The organism is Solibacillus ferritrahens (genome assembly GCF_037027585.1).
GTDB classification, from domain to species: domain Bacteria; phylum Bacillota; class Bacilli; order Bacillales_A; family Planococcaceae; genus Solibacillus; species Solibacillus ferritrahens.
The window spans coordinates 1-16,877 of the sequence record NZ_JAXCLE010000003.1 but is presented as its reverse complement, the minus strand read 5'-3'; the positions used below and the strand labels follow the sequence as shown (position 1 = coordinate 16,877).

Sequence of the window (16,877 nt, the reverse complement as noted above, 5' to 3'; positions counted from 1 at the left end):
GCCCATTCCTTTCAATAAAAACATACTTTTTATTATAGTTCAAAAAAAACCTATTGCGGTATTTTCGCAATAGGCTTCAATTTATGATTTTAAAACTTTTACTGTGACTTGTTTACGACCCCATTGGTTTGCTGTAGCTTTCTTATTCATAAAGAGATCGATTTTGTTTCCTTTAATTGCCCCGCCAATATCACCGGCAACAGCAATTCCATAACCTTCCACCCAAACTTTAGAACCGAGTGGAATAATTTTTGGATCTACGGCAATGACCTTTAAGCTCGGATTTTTACGTAAATTCAATCCTGTTTTAGTTATACCTGAACAGCCCTTACAGTTTGCTGTGTAAGCAGTAGCTGTCATCTTAATCGTCTTTTTAACATTCGATGGATCTGTTGGTGATTTTTTAGTGTTCTTTTTTACAGCAGCTTTATTTTGAATATGGCTAGGTAGTTTAATGACTTGCTTTATTTGAATTTTAGTTGTCTTTAAATCGTTAAGCTTCATGAGCTCCTTCACCGATGTATCATATTTCTTAGCAAGTACTGTTAAATTCTCGCCTTTTTTAATTGTATGTGTAGCAGCCTGTGACGTTCCAACAAAAATAAATGTACTTGCGACCATAACCGCAAATAATGCTAATACTTTTTTGATCATACTTGAATTTTTCCCTCCAGATGATTGTCGTGAATAATCTTTTTGAATCAACCTTACTAGCATAACCGTGTATTGTTTCAGTTAGATGACACCCCAGCACCACAGACATTACAATTCGATGACAAGGAGTCGATTTTTGTCGACTAATTATTACGAATAACTGAAAAAATCAATTTTTTAATATCCAACTGTAATTTTTATTTATTTGTAAAAAAATAGACACAATTTAATCCCGTCCATATTTGCTCGATTTAATATTTTCAATCTCGAAACACCATAGTTCTTCTATAATTTTCCTTTACTATTTAAAAAAACATAAAAATTTACCAATATCACTATATTAATCTAGCTATTCTAACTACCTTACCTAATTCTTTTGTGCTAAGATATTTTTTGTTTTGATAATCTAAATGAAAGAGTGAAGTTTTTGTCACATAATACAAAAGAATTAAGTTTATTCAAGTTAACTTGGCCATTATTTTTAGAGTTGTTTCTATTTATGCTCATGGGTTTGGCAGATACGTTCATGTTAAGTGCCGTATCTGATGATGCAGTAGCCGGAGTAGGAACAGCTAATCAATATATTCAAATTGCCATCCTTTTATTAGGTGTAATCGGTACGGGTGCTTCCATTGTCGTTTCTCAATATTTAGGCTCCCGCTTACTAGCAGAGGCATCGAAAATTGCCGCTTTATCTGTATCACTTAATTTAATTGTTGGGTTTATAATAAGTGGATTGTTTTTATTATTTTCAGATGCAATTATGAAAATGATGAATTTACAAGGTGCAGTATTGGAAGCTGCACAAAACTATTTAGTAATTGTTGGGGGCTTTATATTTGTTCAAGCATTAATTACTTCCATGTCGTCCGTCATTCGTGTTCAAGGCTGGACAAAGCAAACGATGTATGTCTCTCTTGGAATGAATGTAGTGCACGTAATTTTAAACTATATTTTGATTTTCGGTAAATTTGGTATACCAGAGCTTGGTGTAGAAGGTGCGGCTATTTCTTCAGTTATCAGTCGTGTATTAGCAGCAATCGTATTTTTCTGGCTTTTATATCAGGCATTGGAAGTCCGCATTGAACTGGCTGACTACTATCGTCTGTCCAAGAACTATATTTCGAAAATATTAAAAATCGGTATTCCATCAGCCCTTGAGCAGGTTCTTTATCAAACGAACCAAATAGTCCTTCTCTTTTTTGTGACTTTTTTAGGTGCAGAGGCGTTGTCTGCGCGTCAATATGCCGCCAATATTTCTATGTTCACATATCTTTTTGCATTAGCGATTGGTATGGGAACGGCCATTATCGTTGGACGTTCTGTAGGAGCAGGTGAAAAAGATCTTGCCTATAAAAATGTTTGGTTTAGTGTCAAATCTGCGCTAATTTTTACTTTGGCAATGGTAGCAATTATCACAGTTTTTAGAGAACCTCTCATGCGTATCTTTACAGATAATGAAGAAATTGTCCGTATTGGGGCGAGTGTCTTACTATTAAGTGTCTTATTGGAAACGGGACGCTCAATAAATATTACTATTATTAACTCTTTACGTGCTTCAGGTGATGCTTCTTTTCCAGTTCGAGTAGGATTTATTTCCATGATCGTGATTGGTTTATCGCTAGGCTATTTCTTTGTATTCGTACTGGATTTAGGACTTGTCGGTGTATGGCTTGCGATTGCCTGTGATGAGTGGATTCGTGCCGTTGTAATGATTTTCCGTTGGCGCAGTCGAAAATGGGAACGTTATGCCATAGTGGAGCAACAATACGATGTGCCTCAACCCATTTCAAAACCCGAAGCAGTTCAAACTTAATACGAGGATAACACCTCACCACAAATTTTTAATGAAACATAAAAAGAGAAATTGCACCGTTGAAGTGCAATTTCTCTTTTTACGTGAACTGGATCTAGTTATGCCCCAGCTTTAGTCTATTTTGTTGTTTCTTCTGTTGTTTCTTCAGTTGTTTCTTCAACTGTTTTATCTTCTTGCTCTACTTGTCCTTCTTGCTCTTCTAGTTGTTCTGCCGCTTCTTTTTCAGCTGCTTCTTCTGCTGCACGACGTTTCGCTTCTTCTGCTGCTTTTTTTGCAGCTTCTTCGATCGGTTTATTGACAACTCCTAGGCACCATACAAATTCTTCCCAAGCCATATTCCAGCCTTTGAATACTTCTTCCGAGTCATCCCATTTTACTGAATAGGCTATTCCGTCTTCTGTTTTAATAATGGACAACGTTAAATCCGCTCCAACGCGGTCGCTTACTAGTTTGATTTTTCCCTCTTCATCAAATCGTTCGTCGATATTGTCCTTCTCTGTAAATGCACGGCTTTGAGCAATTTCAAGTAATGTATTGCTATGAACTCGATATTTGTTTTTTTGCATGTTTTTTCCCAACTTCCACTTTTAATTCTTTACTTTAACTATATTACAACGTTTCTAAAAAATTATCGCGATTTTTTTCAGAATAAGCGCTTTTTATTATATTATCACAAAAACGTATCCTTAAACACTATCGATTGCATAAAATAGAACATACATTCCTATGTAATTCAAAAAATCCCGTGAAGTGTTTAAACTTCACGGGAAGAAAGATTATTTAATAATAATACATACCGCTGTTTCTTTTTTCAGCTATTTCATAGGCAAGCTGGATAATTGATTTCGATAATTCGGCATACGTGACTTCTTTTTTCGGCAAGAACATCGATTGTTCCGACTTTTGTAATCCTAGGGCATTAGAAAGTGCTACATATCCTATTTTATCTGGATCTACTTCGGCAACATCTTTTATCGACAATTGATATATTTCTTGATGCTTAGCTGCCTGTTCAAGTCCTAGTGTACGGATAAACCATACGGCTAATTGCTCATTTGTTACCTTTTGATCAATGTTCAGTTCATCTTCGTTAGGATTTAAAATACCTAAACGAGTCGCATTTTCCACTACTTTATAGTATGGATGCTCAGCATCAATTTGTTCAAATGATACAGGAGGCTGCTCCTGGCGATAAGCGTAATAGTCTTCATAGAAATAACTGATTGATTTAGTAATCATATTTAATGCTTGACCTTGTGTGATTGCAACATCAGCATTAAATGTTTTCGCATCCTTCACCTCAATTGCACCTGCTTGAATTAAATAATTTAATTCTCTTTCGGCTGTCGGATGGCTAACCTTTTCTTTTTCCAATTGTTCAAACAGATTAATAATTTGTCCGCTGTTTGCATCGATCTGATAGTAATCTTGCCCTTTTACTGTCGGAACATAGACAAGCTCATATTTCCCGTCTTCATTTTGCAGTCGGTTATACACTAGCTTGACATCCAATGCTTCCGTGAATATTTTTTTCGCTTCATCATTTGTAATTGATGCTTCAGCACTTGGCCATTCTTCAATATTTAATGGGTAACTGTAGAATGATTTTAGTTTCCCTTCGTCATCAATCGTTACAGATAAGTTATCTCCATTTACGATCAAGCCATTTTTAATGCGTGGGAAACTTACATAATGTACTTGTGAATCTTTATCATATGAAGGATCTGTATTTGCCTTTGCATATTCATGAACGGAAGTTGGAGCAAGTTCCTTCACATATTTTTCAGCTAGTTCCAATACTTTGTCCTTACTCAATTTCGGTGTCGTATTCTTCGATGCTTCTTCTTCATCGAATGGAATCGGAGCATAAAAATCAGAGTATGAAACTAATTCACCCGTATTTTTATTAAACTCTATCGATGAACCATGTGACCCGTTTCTATAGCGATATGAATACGAAACACTAATTACTGCCTGATCATTCATTTCATATTCATATGCATGGTCGATTGTGAATTTAGTAGTGCTTGCCTCTTTATCTACTAATTGTTTGGCAATCTCTTTCGCCTCTTCAATCGTAATCGGTGCAGGAGCTTTTAATTGGCTAGGTGCAAGTGGCTGCATTGTCGTATTACCCTTTAATGAATCCACCTTACCCGAGTACGTCGCCCACTGATTCGAAGTTGCATGCAGCCCAATGACATTCGGAGTTGGTAAATAAACCAATTTCACAGATGGCTTTGATGAATATGGTAAATAATCAACAGTATATTGAAGTGTTAAACCTAATTGTTCCTTCATTTTGTCAATAGCAGTTTCTTTAGAAACAATATTATTTGATTCTTCAAATGACATACGATCTGGTAATGAATTTTGATAGAAAGATTGAATTTTGCCGTCACCTAAAACACTTATCATAATAGATTGGTCCGGAATTGGAATATCATTTTCATTTGGAGTAAAAGAAAATGAATACGTAATTGGCTCTGTAATTAATCTGCTGCTGTAATAGCTAGGCGCATTATTCGCTAAACTGTAATTGCTCGAAGTAGCAACTTTTCCAACGAAATCCTCTGCTATTTTACGTGCTTGATCTTCTGTTATTTTCCCAGGAAATAACGCATCCTTTAGATTTGCAGGACTAAAGTAAAGATGTTCAATTTCAAGGTTGTCCCCTTTGAAAGTCACATTTCCACTTTCTGTTTGTTTATTTACCTTTTTATTGAACATTAGCTCATAGCGGATTGTTAAATCGTCTGCATAATGATAGCTCATCGATGACATTTGGAAATCATTGTTAGAGTATGTACTAAACATCTCCGGCAATTTCGTTTTCAAAATTTGAATAAGCTTGTCTTTCGTTACCTGTTCATCAGTCACGGCCACATATATTGGCACGCGGTCTTCTTGTGTTCCGACAGAAGCATCTGTAATGCCCGGGCTAGCAAGTAATCCTAGTGATACAATTGACATACTTAAAGCGGTTGTCCATTTTTTCATTTAAAACTCCTCCTTTTTCTTCTTTATATTATACGCTCAAATTATGGGAATAGTTTCAATAAATTGAATAAATTATAAAATACCCCTTTTATCCTATCTCACTATCTATGCCATTGTATTCCGTAATAAGTCATGTTAGAATTTTTCAGAGGTGAATTACGTGAGTATTGTTACAGCTGGATTGTTAATATCCTTTTCCGGCATTATTGTCGTATGTTTAGGTCTATTTGATGTAATTCCCAATTCCACACAAACTTTAAATTATGTATTTATAGGAATCGGCTGGGTATTTATTTTAATAGGTATTGTAGTGCGAATTGTCGGCATGAAACTAGAGAGAAAAATAAAGTGAAAAATCCCGAGTACCAATAAACATGGTCTCGGGATTTTTTTATTCGTCATTCATCGATTGAAATTCTGCCATACGTGCGGTTGCACGCCAGTAGTGATAAATCAAACGGTCAATCCATAGTAAAGCATCAACCTTTGACACGGCCAAATCCAATTGAGTTTCATTTGCTACCGAGCGTTCAAAATATTGGATGCGTTTTTCACGGCGTTCTTGAGCTACTTTCTGGGAAGTTTCCTCTAAAATGATCGAAATATCCATCAGCTTTTCGTCTTCGTTTAACCTCTTATTAATAATGGACAGCATTTCCTGCCAATCTAACATCAATTTTCCTTGTAAATAAAATGCCTCAACATTTTGTTTTTCACGTAAAACTTTTATTAAACGGTGTAGATGATCTAGTGTATGTAAAATCGATATTAGCTTTTGATGTTCGCGTTTTGAGGTAACGAAAATGCTATCGAGAAACTTTCGGGTAATTTCTATAGCTTCTTCAACTTTTAATATTTTTTTTTCATATTCCATAGTCACCTTTTTGGAATCCATTAAAAGTTGCTGTGCAGTTGTTAGTTCTACCATGATGTCACGCATCGTTTTAAACGATACTTCTATTGCAACAGATGGCATTTCTGTTAAACTATCATCTAAATCCTGTGTTAATACATTTTCACGCTCAGGTACCAGCTTTATTAATAAATTGGCAAACGGCTGAATAAGCGGAATAAAGATCAGTGCGCCCAATAAACTGAATAACGTATGGAAAATGGCTATACCTAACGTTTGGTCAAATTCACCTGAAATAAGGATCGTCAGCCATTTCGTAAATTGAACAAAATAAGAGAATATAATCGTTACAACCAAAGCAGTAATAACATTAAACAATAAATGTGTAATGGCTGTACGCTTTGCAGAAACGGAAGCTCCTATTGCTGCGAATAAGGCAGTAGCTGTTGTTCCGATGTTTTGCCCAATGACTAAATATGCTGCCTGCTCAAAGTCAATGGCACCTGCAAATAGGGCTGTTAATGTAGCCGCCATCGCAGCGCTTGATGCTTGCATAATTACGGTCATGACAATACCAATTATGATAAGCAGGAAAATGGAAATAAACGAATCTGCTGGAATCGAGTCAAAGGCGATTAAATCTTGCGCAGACCCCATCCCTTGCTGCAGTGTATCAATCCCTAAAAAAAGTAGTCCAAAACCAGCAACAACATTACCGAACCGCTTTACATCCTGAGGTGCAATTAATGACATAAATACACCAATACCGATAATTGGTAATGCCATCGTTTGCAAACTAATTTTAAAACCGATAAGCGAAATAAGCCAACCGGTACTCGTACTTCCTATATTCGCCCCTATTATGACACCAATTGATTGAATAAACGTCAGCAGCCCGGCACTTACAAATCCAATCGTCAATAATGTTGTAGCTGTCGAAGATTGGATGAGCATTGTCATGACTGCACCGGACACAACTGCACTAATACGGCCCTTCGTAAAAGTATTGAGCCATCTTTTTAAAGCATCTCCTGCGATTTCCTTTAGTCCGTTTGTTAGCATTGTCATTCCAAGTAAAAAAAGACCGATTCCGCCAAAAATCGTGAGCATTATATCACCACCAAATTGAAGTCATCATTAAACAATAATCGTAACACTTAACCCTCAAAAGATTAAGAATTATTTTGCAATTTGGTTCAAAACCGTAAGTTGGGAATGACAAAATTGAAAAAACTAATGAAGTGCGTTCTACTGCGCTACGGGGAAAACGCGTTGAAGCAAGTGTTTTTGAAGCTCGCGTCCGTTGTACTACGTTCCGGGGCTGGCTTTCCGGGCGGCGTGGCTTCAAAGCTTTTGTCAAAAAGCTTTGCGACGAAAGCGTCAGCGACAGGAGCAACCCATTTTCCGCGCACGCTTAATCGCCAAGGAGTCCGCCCCTACACTTCGCACAACTCTTTTCCTTGAAGCAAGTATTTTAGCGGCTCACCCTTCGCTCCACGTCACTCTGCTTTGGCATAAAGTGAATTTCTGCAAAAATGAAGATTGTAAAACATAGCATTTCCGCTCTCTGCCGCCTCGCGATAGCGCAAGCGGCTTGATTGGGTGTTTTTACTTCACTTCATAACGCGGAAAAAATTTTGGGATTGGTGGGCCTCGCAAACGGCAATAAAGGCAGTGATAAAGACACGTATCACGTGGCTTTAGCGCTGTCTTGCCGTAGCCCACCAATCAATCAAGTGAAATTTCATTAGAATATATCCCCTATATTATGGTAATTATCCTACAATTTAGATGGCTACATTTATATGAAAGTGAAGGTTTCATAAATTTCAATAAAGTTCCTGCTCAAGTAAATAATATTTTTTCCCGTAGATCGTTACCTCATATGTTATTGTGCCGTTTTCGCTAATTTGAATATTTGTTATTTCGCCAACTTTATTTATTATATGCGGCTCATAGTACTTTCGATAATGGTATGTCTCACTATCAATATGTTCATCAATCAGTTTTATCTTTACGTAATCCATAAGCCGAAATTTCAACTTATACTGCTCCTGCTCAACTTCAAATAAATTTAACTGCACCAAAAAAATCACCTGCCACAATGTACTAAAAAATACATTCGACAGATGATTCCCATTTCCTTTATTATTTTTAAATGTTTAAATCAAGAGGTTTCGGCAAGATCGTTTCATTCTTTTTTTGCTCAGGTTTTAAATAAATGACAAGCTCCTGCTGGTAAGTGCCATCTTCCAGTAAATAATGGTCGAGCGTATGGCTGTCATACTGATATGTGCCAAATGGGAATGATACATTATCTCCCTTAACTGCAGCAAGTAAACCTGCAATATCATTGCTGACCATTTGTAGCACTTCTTCAGCCGTCTCTGTTAATACAAACACTACATTCATCTTTCTACTCTCCTATACACCGATAAACAATGTCGCTTGCGCTATTGCGATATAAAACGCGATATTTTGAATAGGCGCCTCTTCTGAAAGCTCAAACGTCATGTTGAATTGATCTTTTTCTTCATTATAAACTGCAACCCATCTAGCCACGACAGTTTCATTGACGATAAAGTTTGACCAATCTTCCATTTCTTTATCGATTTTCATTTTAAAATTTTTACTTGAAATAAATAATTCTGGTATACCAATGCGCCAGTTTTCATAATTGATAATATACTTTTCATCTGAAAGTAAGTCTTTACCTTCAAACCATACCTTCCCGCGACGAAAGATTTTCTTTACTTCAAATAATGCCTGCCCGTTATTGTTGTGTACGGCATACTTTAAAAAATAGCGATGATCAAAATAACCATCCAACAGTTTTTTCAGGCCGTTATCATAAACTCGTTGAACAAGTAATAGTTGTTCTCCGGATTCATTGTAAATAGGCTTTTGTTCAGTGGATTTTATATCGCCATCTACTTCATACGTAAAAATTTGCATAACTTTCCCCTTAGTAAATAATCTTAATTTTATTTAGAATACGTCGTATAAAGTGCTTTTCTTCATCGAATTCCTGACGTATTGAGAGTGCTTCATCCGGACGATCGGTAATGATTCCGTCTACATTTTGCTCATAGAACTGTTGCATATCACGCTTATCATTTATCGTCCATACAAAAAGCTCTTTATCCCTTTCCTTTACTTGCTGCTGAATATTATCTGTTGCAAAGGACTGTTCGACAGAAATAAAGTCGGCATCGGACTCTGGTAACTTGCCATATGCAATCGAATATACATAGCCTGTATGAATACGTGGTTCCATCTCCTCCAAAAGTTGCATCACAGGTAAATCCGGTGACTGGACATAATGATAATCAAGTGCGTCATACTGATCAAGCTGCGCTATGAAACGATGTAGAAAATTATCAGTTTCAAATCCATGTGTTTTTATCTCAATAAGTAATTTTATATTTAATGCTCGGCTTATTTCAAGTACTTGTTCGAAAGAAGCAATTTTATCAGAATGACCATTTGCTAGAACTGTTGTTTCTGTTAACTCATCCGATCTTAAGTCATATATTTTTGTGTTCTCATTAGATAATTTAGAAAGGGTTTTATCATGAAAAACAACAAACTCCCCATCCTTTGCTTGTTGAATATCAATTTCAACGATATCCGCACCAGCTTCTTTGGCTGCTACTATTGCACTTACTGTATTTTCAACACCCTCATCCATAAAGCCCCGATGCGCTACAACTTCTGTATCCGGTGTATAAATAGTCTTTTCCAAATTAACTAAATTAATAGCACTTACAAGGAAGAATGTATAAACCGCGATTATAAAAGTCCATTGTTTAATCGTTTGTTTAAACGATTCTTCCTGAATAATTAGTGGCTTATGGTGTGTATGCTGGAAGGCCACCATGACGAGTAGCTGTGAAAAAATAATCTGTAAAATAGAGAAGAAAAGCAGGATTGCACCCTGTGCAAGTGTCAACGTAAAACTTGCCGCTACTAACCCCCAGCTTGGCTTAACCATTTCAATAATAAACAATGGAATGAAGATAACAATTAAAGTGATTAATAAAAGGGTTAAATGTATTATTACCATTAGCCCTATCATACCGATTGTTTCAATTAGCTTTCGTTTCGAAAATTTCCAACTCATTTTTAATGCTTCAAAGATTGAAAGCTCCTGATGTACCGTAAAGAATGGCCAAGTAAAGATAAACCGCAGTCCGATAAAACCTAAAACTAGTAACATAACAATATATAATATAGTGCCTTCTGTAGAATTTAATAATTCATCGACTATAAAACTTGGTATATGTAGATTTTGTAATAGTGAGATCGGTAAAATCGCCGATATAAGTGGTATTAATAAAGCGATATAAACAACTATTAGTAATGTTTGTAGGCTAATAAAATATACGACTTTTTTGCTTAGGCGCTTTAAAAGCCCTTTCCACGTATACGGAATGGACCGTTGCTGATGATAGGCAAGCAACATTAAAAAACCAAGTTCATAATATATGAAAAGTATACCAATTAATAAAATAAAAGCTATTCCAAATAGTGCAAATGGGTGTGTTATTAAGTACGGAATACTATCTTCCGTTATTGTCTGCACCCCGGTAATATCCATAATAATGGCAATCATTAGTGAAATGAACGGCAATACGATAAACGCCTGAACAATACGCAAAATCGCAAAATTCCGTATGTAATCCACCCGGTAATAATATAAATTTCTACAAATTAATTGAATGACTCGTTTTACTCTATCCAAAAGACTTCCTCCGACTGTAAAATTATTTATTTTATCGTTATATTAAGATAACAAAATTTATTCCTAAAGTTTTCATTCCCTTTTCCTAATACTGATTAAACGTTATTCTTTCAATACATTTGCCTGAAGTAATGTTTTAGTGAACAACAAGAGGTATAACCGCTAGTTCCTCCAAATTATTGGCTCATCACTATAACATGCGGAAGATTTTCAAATGATTGGTGAGCTACTGCAAGACAGCGCTAAAGCCAGGTTACGTGTATTCATCACTGCCTATTAAACTAATTCGTCATCAAAAAATAAGTTTTTCAGTGCCCTCCTAAAATAAGGGGAGCTTTTACCGTTATTTGAATGATGCAGCTCATTTTAGGATAAATAAGGGAACATTTTACCGTTATTTTAAATAAAATCCTTAAATTTCATGTTTTTTAGGTCAATAACGGAAATCCCTTCCGTTATTTTCACTATTTTTTATGTTATTTTAAAAATAACGGAAATTCATTCCTCTATTTATCTCGTTACGCAATTCAATCTACAAGAGCTTTGGAGCCACGCTGCCCGGAAAGCCAGCCCCGGAACGTAGTACAACGGACGCGAGCTTCAAAAACACTTGCTTCCATGCATTTCTCGCGTTACGCAGCAGAACGCCTTTAAGAAAATCACAATTTGGTCATCCCTAACTTATGGTGATGGACCAATTTCTTACACTTTATACAAAAATACCCGAAAACCTATAAAAAAAAAAGCCGAACCCGTTAAGGATTCGACTATTTAATATACTTTCAAGCTGTAGGAATCGCTGCAAAGAATTCCTCGTAAAGTCCTTTTAAAATTTGATTTTCAAATTCCGAACGAACACCAAATACTAAACTCACTTCTGATGAACCTTGATTAATCATTTCTATATTTGCACCTGTTCCAGAAATGGCTGCAGCTGCACGCGCTGCCAAGCCCGTGTTATGGCGCATTCCTTCTCCGACAATGACAATCATTGAAAAGTTATGACTAAATTGTACATCATCTGCGCACAATTCATTTTTCACACGATGCATAATGCGTTTTTCAATTTCCGGAGTAAGTTGACTTGAGCGCATAATAACTGAAATATCATCTAAACCGGATGGTGTATGCTCATATGATATATTCTCTTCCTCTATAATTTGAAGAAGCTTGCGACCAAACCCTACTTCACGATTCATTAAATATTTTGATACATATAATATTGAAAAGCCACTGTCTGCAGAAATTCCTGTAACAGGACGATTCGATTGTGTTCGTGTTGGTAAAATGCGTGTTCCTGGTGCAGTTGGATTATTTGTATTTTTAATATTGACTGGAATACCTTGTTTATACACCGGCATTAATGCTTCGTCATGGAATACAGAGAAACCTGCATATGATAATTCACGCATTTCTCGATATGAGATTTCCTTAATATCTACAGGATCATTGACAACCTTTGGATTAGCAGCAAATACACAATCAACATCAGTAAAGTTTTCGTAAAGATCCGCCCCAACAGCAGACGCTAAAATAGAGCCTGTAATATCAGACCCACCACGATCAAAAGTACGTAAAATACCTTCTTTTGTATAGCCAAAAAAACCTGGAAAAACAATAATTTCTTCTGTATCTTTTAGAACACTTAAATTTTCATACGCTTCTGGCAATGCATAAGTGCGCTCCGGTATATCATTTAAAATTAATCTGTCTTTTGGACTTACATATTTCGCCGCCATGCCAATAGCATTAAAATAGCAGGCAATTAGCTTTGCATTATTATCTTCACCGCTTGCCTTTATATTATCAAGAAATATTTCTTTATTTGTATAATCTTCCGCGACACGGCCACGTATATCTTGTTCAATAATATCGGAAATTAGATTGTCTAAACCAAGTTCATCAGCTATATCACGATAACGATTAACAACAGCTCTAATTTTCTCTTCCACATTACCTTTCATCATTACGGTGTTGGCTAAGTCTATTAATAAATCCGTCACCTTAATATCATCGCTTGAACGCTTACCAGGCGCAGAAACCGCGACAATCTTTCTTTCAGGATTAGATTTCACAATGTTTGCTACTTTTTTGATTTGTTCTGCACTTGCGACAGATGTGCCGCCAAATTTACATACTATCATCTCATCAGATCCTTACTTTAAAAATTGATGTTTGTACTCACCGAAAAAACATTTGACTTTACACAGTGTACAAATTTATTCCATTCCAGTCAAGACTATTCAGTAAATTCATTAATCTATTTAGTCAAAATACGGATATTTCTTTGTTTTGTCAATATATAATATGAGATTTTTGTAAAAAATTGATGATATTCGTTTATTTAGTGTCATTTTTACTGCTAAAAACGTAAATTTAGCGTTATTCTTACTATACCTTCTCTTGCACTCTAGTATGAATGTTCAAAGTGCAAAAATTAAAGTTGGTAAGCTAGGAATTATATAGGACTTAAAATAGACAGATTGTGATATTATTACAGATGATAATTTATACTGCTACAGCAGCAACAAGTGATATTATTGAAGGTTCAGCCTATATCACTGAGGAGGTATTAGAATGGGGCAATTTTTAATTATTGCAGAAAAACCAGACCAGGCAGCAAAATTGGCTGCTCCCTTTTCATCTACCAAAAAAGCCGGCTATTTTGAGGTAAAACCGAACACTTACTTTCCAAATGGTGCACTGATTACATGGGCGATAGGACATCTATGTGAATTAAAAGCCCCTGAAGAATATAATCCATCCTGGAAAAAATGGACGTTGGGAACATTACCGATTATTCCAGATCGTTTTGAATATAAAGTGACAAAATCAAAATATAAACAATTCAATATAATTAAAGCTTTAGTAAATAGAGCGGATATTCAGGAAATCGTCATTGGCGGGGATGCTGGTCGAGAAGGTGAATTAATCATCCGCACCATCCTGAAATTATGCAGAGCGAATAAACCAATGAAACGATTATGGATATCATCCTTAACCGAAAATGCTGTAAAAAATGGCTTTGCGAACTTATTACCGGAAGAAAAAACGAGAAATATCTATTTCGAAGCATTAAGTCGTTCATGCGCAGACTGGTTAATAGGCATCAACACATCCCGTCTATATACTGTCCTGCTCAAACAGAAAGGTGTAAAGGATGTTTTTTCAATTGGCAGAGTGCAGACACCTACTCTTGCTTTGATTGTTAAAAGAGAGCACGAAATCGCCAATTTTAAGGCTGAGCCCTTTTGGGAAGTAGAAGCGGAATTTAATTTTGAAGGAAAAATACTAAAGGCTAAATGGCATAAAGATAATAATTCAAGAGTAATGGAGGAACGGCAAGCTATTGCAATCGCAAATTTTTGTGTGAATAAACGTGTAGAAATTACAAGTATTAAAGAAGAAACAAAGGAATTCGCTCCCCCATTGTTATTTAACCTTTCTACACTGCAGGCTACAGCCAATAAAGCGTTCAAAATTTCGCCCCAACACACACTCGATATTTTGCAAAAGCTTTATTTAAAGGGCTTAATTTCTTATCCACGGTCCGATTCACAATTTTTAACTAACGAGGAAGCAAAAACATTGCCGAATATAATGGAGAATTTGAGTAAAATTGATAAATATAAAAATCTCCTACCGCCACCTACAAAGTCTATTTTGACCAATAAAAGATTTGTAAATGCCCAAAAAGTGACGGATCACCATGCCATCATTATTACGGAGCAGCTTCCAAATTTATCTAAACTCAGCACGGAGGAAGAAAAAATATATGATCTCGTTGTGAGACAAGTTATCGCAGCACACTACAATAATGCGATTTATTCTTATACAACGATTCATTCCCTCGTAGAAAAGCGGGCTGAATTCATTTCGAAAGGCAAAGTACAAATTGAAGAAGGATGGCGTAAAGTAATTTATCATACGAATGCCAATTCACCTGCAGACAAAGATGAATTGCTTCCCCTACTTCATGAAAATGAGCACGGCATCGTTACTAAAGCAAAGGAAAGAAAGAGCGAAACACAGCCGCCGAATAGGTATTCTGAAGGTAACCTAATTACATTAATGAAAACAGCGGGAAAACATCTGGAAGATACTGAATTAGAAAAGGTACTATCCAAAACTGAAGGATTAGGCACTGAGGCAACACGTGCTGGCATTATCGGAACGCTAAAAGATCGGAACTATATCGAAATCAAGAAAAACCAAGTATTTGCTACAACTAAGGGAATGCTATTAATTGAGGCACTCGGTGAAAGCATTTTGACCTCTCCTTCCATGACTGCCAAATGGGAGCAAAGGCTGTCTGAAATCGGTGAAGGCACCGCTTCCCCGAATGCTTTTATAGAACAAGTTAAAAAACTTTCATACAAACTGATTTTCGATGCGAATGAACGAGAAAAGGAATGGGATTTTAACCAAAGCGAAGTAGAGAAAATCACTGCCAATAATCCATACAATAAAAAATACAATAAAGTAAAAACAGTAGTGGGAAAATGTATGCTGTGTGACGGTTCAATTATTGACCATGGAACTTTTTATGGTTGCTCAAATTATAAAACCGCTAACTGTAAATTTTCAGTTTCAAAGAAAATTTTAAGGAAAACAATTACACAGCCTAACATAAAAAAGCTATTGGCTACTGGTGAAACAGCGTTAATTAAAGGCTTTAAGAAAGGCTCAAAAACTTTTGATGCACAGCTCACATGGGACAATGATGTACAAAAGGTGACCTTTAAATTTGATAAATAACAAAACAGAAATATTATTAATTTTACAGTGGGTTTCATTTTTGAAATCACACTGTTTTTTTATTGATACGAATTACCAATCAAATATCCGGCATAGGCAAGTATCAGGCCCAGTCCATAGGTCAATACTGTATAAAGTAACAATTTCTTTTTATTTTTATGTACGTACATTTCGGTCATTTCAAATTTTAGAGTAGAGAAAGTTGTAAAGGCTCCAAGAAATCCTGTTCCAAGTAGAAGCAGAAACATTACATCAGCTTTTGCACCAATGAGAATACCTAAAAGAAACGATCCCAGCAAATTAACGGTAAGTGTTCCTATTGGTATTGAATATTTTGTTTTACTGTTTAAATGTTTACTTATTGAATATCGGGCTATTGCTCCAAAGAAACCCCCAATTCCAACGAGTAATAAGTTTGTAATTCCCATAAATTCAGTTCACTCCCTGCTCCAGTGAAATCCTAGGCTACTCATTAAGAGTCCCCCACTAATACTTATAAATACATAAAAGGCAGCCAACAATACATTGCCCGATTGAAACATGTTGACTGTCTCTACACTAACAGCCGAAAATGTAGTAAAGGAACCTATAAAACCTGTACTAACAGCAGTACTAATCATTGGCGAAACTGAAAGTCGTTTAAATAAACTTGTTGTGAACCAGGCTAGCAGAAAACATCCGATTAGATTTATGCTTAATGTTGTAATTGGAAATGAACTATCCGTAAAAAAGAAAATGCCTATTACATACCTTAAAACCGCTCCAATAGCTCCTGCAGTGCCTACCAAAAAGTAAATCATGTGAAATTCAAACCTCCTCCTAAAAAGCTCTGTACTTTTTTGTAAAATTTTTGATTCATCACCATAAGTTGGGGGTGACAAAAATTTTCTAATGAAGTCCGTATTTTGTATAATGAATTGCGCAATGAGAAAAATAGAGGAATGAATTTCCGTTATTTTTAAAATAACATAAAAAATAGTGAAAATAACGGAAGGGATTTCCGTTATTGACCTAAAAAACATGAAATTTCAGGATTTTATTTAAAATAACGG

The 16,877-nt window shown here is 35.8% G+C and carries 14 protein-coding genes; 3 read left to right on the top strand and 11 right to left on the bottom strand.

What is annotated here, in order from left to right:
• Positions 1-81: 81 nt before the first annotated feature.
• Positions 82-654 carry a 3D domain-containing protein gene (locus SNE38_RS04020; RefSeq protein WP_336045889.1) on the bottom strand — a complete coding sequence of 191 codons (573 nt, stop codon included), beginning with the start codon at positions 652-654 and terminating at the stop codon, positions 82-84.
• 427 nt (positions 655-1,081) lie between these two features.
• On the opposite strand from SNE38_RS04020, the gene SNE38_RS04015 reads away from it, so the two are divergent.
• Entirely contained in the window at positions 1,082-2,470 is a 1,389-nt protein-coding gene (locus tag SNE38_RS04015; protein WP_336045888.1) for an MATE family efflux transporter, read from the top strand.
• A gap of 116 nt (positions 2,471-2,586) precedes the next feature.
• On the opposite strand, the gene SNE38_RS04010 is transcribed toward SNE38_RS04015, so the two are convergent.
• A complete protein-coding gene (locus SNE38_RS04010) occupies positions 2,587-3,036 on the bottom strand; it encodes a homoserine dehydrogenase (RefSeq protein ID WP_191703001.1) in 450 nt (149 codons plus the stop codon).
• A gap of 214 nt (positions 3,037-3,250) precedes the next feature.
• Positions 3,251-5,470: a YcdB/YcdC domain-containing protein gene (locus SNE38_RS04005; RefSeq protein ID WP_336045887.1), complete on the bottom strand. Its 2,220-nt coding sequence runs from the start codon at positions 5,468-5,470 to the stop codon at positions 3,251-3,253.
• 160 nt (positions 5,471-5,630) lie between these two features.
• Between SNE38_RS04005 and SNE38_RS04000 the strand changes: the two genes are divergently transcribed.
• On the top strand, positions 5,631-5,822 hold the full coding sequence (locus SNE38_RS04000) for a hypothetical protein (protein WP_191702999.1): 192 nt from the start codon (positions 5,631-5,633) through the stop codon (positions 5,820-5,822).
• A gap of 39 nt (positions 5,823-5,861) precedes the next feature.
• Here SNE38_RS04000 and SNE38_RS03995 read toward each other — a convergent pair whose 3' ends face one another.
• The 6 genes from SNE38_RS03995 to SNE38_RS03970 form a co-directional block, all read right to left on the bottom strand.
• Positions 5,862-7,433, bottom strand: coding sequence for a Na/Pi cotransporter family protein (locus SNE38_RS03995; protein WP_336045886.1), 1,572 nt, complete (start codon positions 7,431-7,433; stop codon positions 5,862-5,864).
• 719 nt (positions 7,434-8,152) lie between these two features.
• Positions 8,153-8,407, bottom strand: a complete 255-nt coding sequence (locus SNE38_RS03990) for a hypothetical protein (protein WP_318247670.1) — start codon at positions 8,405-8,407, stop codon at positions 8,153-8,155.
• 70 nt (positions 8,408-8,477) lie between these two features.
• Positions 8,478-8,735 (bottom strand): thymidylate synthase, encoded by a 258-nt coding sequence (locus SNE38_RS03985; RefSeq protein WP_191702996.1) that lies wholly within the window; start codon positions 8,733-8,735, stop codon positions 8,478-8,480.
• A 12-nt stretch (positions 8,736-8,747) separates the two neighbouring features.
• Complete coding sequence (locus SNE38_RS03980) at positions 8,748-9,278, bottom strand: tubby C-terminal domain-like protein (protein ID WP_191702995.1); 531 nt, start codon at positions 9,276-9,278, stop codon at positions 8,748-8,750.
• Positions 9,279-9,288: 10 nt separating this feature from the next.
• Positions 9,289-11,067 carry a glycerophosphodiester phosphodiesterase gene (locus SNE38_RS03975; RefSeq protein ID WP_191702994.1) on the bottom strand — a complete coding sequence of 593 codons (1,779 nt, stop codon included), beginning with the start codon at positions 11,065-11,067 and terminating at the stop codon, positions 9,289-9,291.
• Positions 11,068-11,849: 782 nt separating this feature from the next.
• Positions 11,850-13,211 (bottom strand): aspartate kinase, encoded by a 1,362-nt coding sequence (locus tag SNE38_RS03970; protein WP_191702993.1) that lies wholly within the window; start codon positions 13,209-13,211, stop codon positions 11,850-11,852.
• A 433-nt stretch (positions 13,212-13,644) separates the two neighbouring features.
• Here SNE38_RS03970 and SNE38_RS03965 point away from each other — a divergent pair, with 433 nt between their 5' ends.
• Positions 13,645-15,825, top strand: coding sequence for a DNA topoisomerase III (locus SNE38_RS03965; protein ID WP_191702992.1), 2,181 nt, complete (start codon positions 13,645-13,647; stop codon positions 15,823-15,825).
• A 59-nt stretch (positions 15,826-15,884) separates the two neighbouring features.
• Here the strand turns inward: SNE38_RS03965 and crcB are convergent, their stop codons facing one another.
• Together crcB and SNE38_RS03955 are read right to left on the bottom strand one after the other, a co-directional pair.
• Complete coding sequence (crcB, locus tag SNE38_RS03960; RefSeq protein ID WP_191702991.1) at positions 15,885-16,253, bottom strand: fluoride efflux transporter CrcB; 369 nt, start codon at positions 16,251-16,253, stop codon at positions 15,885-15,887.
• A gap of 9 nt (positions 16,254-16,262) precedes the next feature.
• The gene (locus SNE38_RS03955) at positions 16,263-16,625 is read right to left on the bottom strand and encodes a fluoride efflux transporter FluC (RefSeq protein ID WP_191702990.1); all 363 of its coding nucleotides are present in this window, start codon (positions 16,623-16,625) and stop codon (positions 16,263-16,265) included.
• Between the last annotated feature and the right edge of the window lie 252 nt (positions 16,626-16,877).

Excerpts from the sequence above, each read along its gene's own strand:
- SNE38_RS04020 (WP_336045889.1), bottom strand. The coding sequence starts at position 654 with ATGATCAAAAAAGTATTAGCATTATTTGCGGTTATGGTCGCAAGTACA.
- SNE38_RS04010 (WP_191703001.1), bottom strand. The coding sequence starts at position 3,036 with ATGCAAAAAAACAAATATCGAGTTCATAGCAATACATTACTTGAAATT.
- SNE38_RS04005 (WP_336045887.1), bottom strand. The coding sequence starts at position 5,470 with ATGAAAAAATGGACAACCGCTTTAAGTATGTCAATTGTATCACTAGGA.
- SNE38_RS03995 (WP_336045886.1), bottom strand. The coding sequence starts at position 7,433 with ATGCTCACGATTTTTGGCGGAATCGGTCTTTTTTTACTTGGAATGACA.
- SNE38_RS03985 (WP_191702996.1), bottom strand. The coding sequence starts at position 8,735 with ATGAATGTAGTGTTTGTATTAACAGAGACGGCTGAAGAAGTGCTACAA.
- SNE38_RS03980 (WP_191702995.1), bottom strand. The coding sequence starts at position 9,278 with ATGCAAATTTTTACGTATGAAGTAGATGGCGATATAAAATCCACTGAA.
- SNE38_RS03970 (WP_191702993.1), bottom strand. The coding sequence starts at position 13,211 with ATGATAGTATGTAAATTTGGCGGCACATCTGTCGCAAGTGCAGAACAA.
- SNE38_RS03965 (WP_191702992.1), top strand. The coding sequence starts at position 13,645 with ATGGGGCAATTTTTAATTATTGCAGAAAAACCAGACCAGGCAGCAAAA.
- crcB (WP_191702991.1), bottom strand. The coding sequence starts at position 16,253 with ATGGGAATTACAAACTTATTACTCGTTGGAATTGGGGGTTTCTTTGGA.
- SNE38_RS03955 (WP_191702990.1), bottom strand. The coding sequence starts at position 16,625 with ATGATTTACTTTTTGGTAGGCACTGCAGGAGCTATTGGAGCGGTTTTA.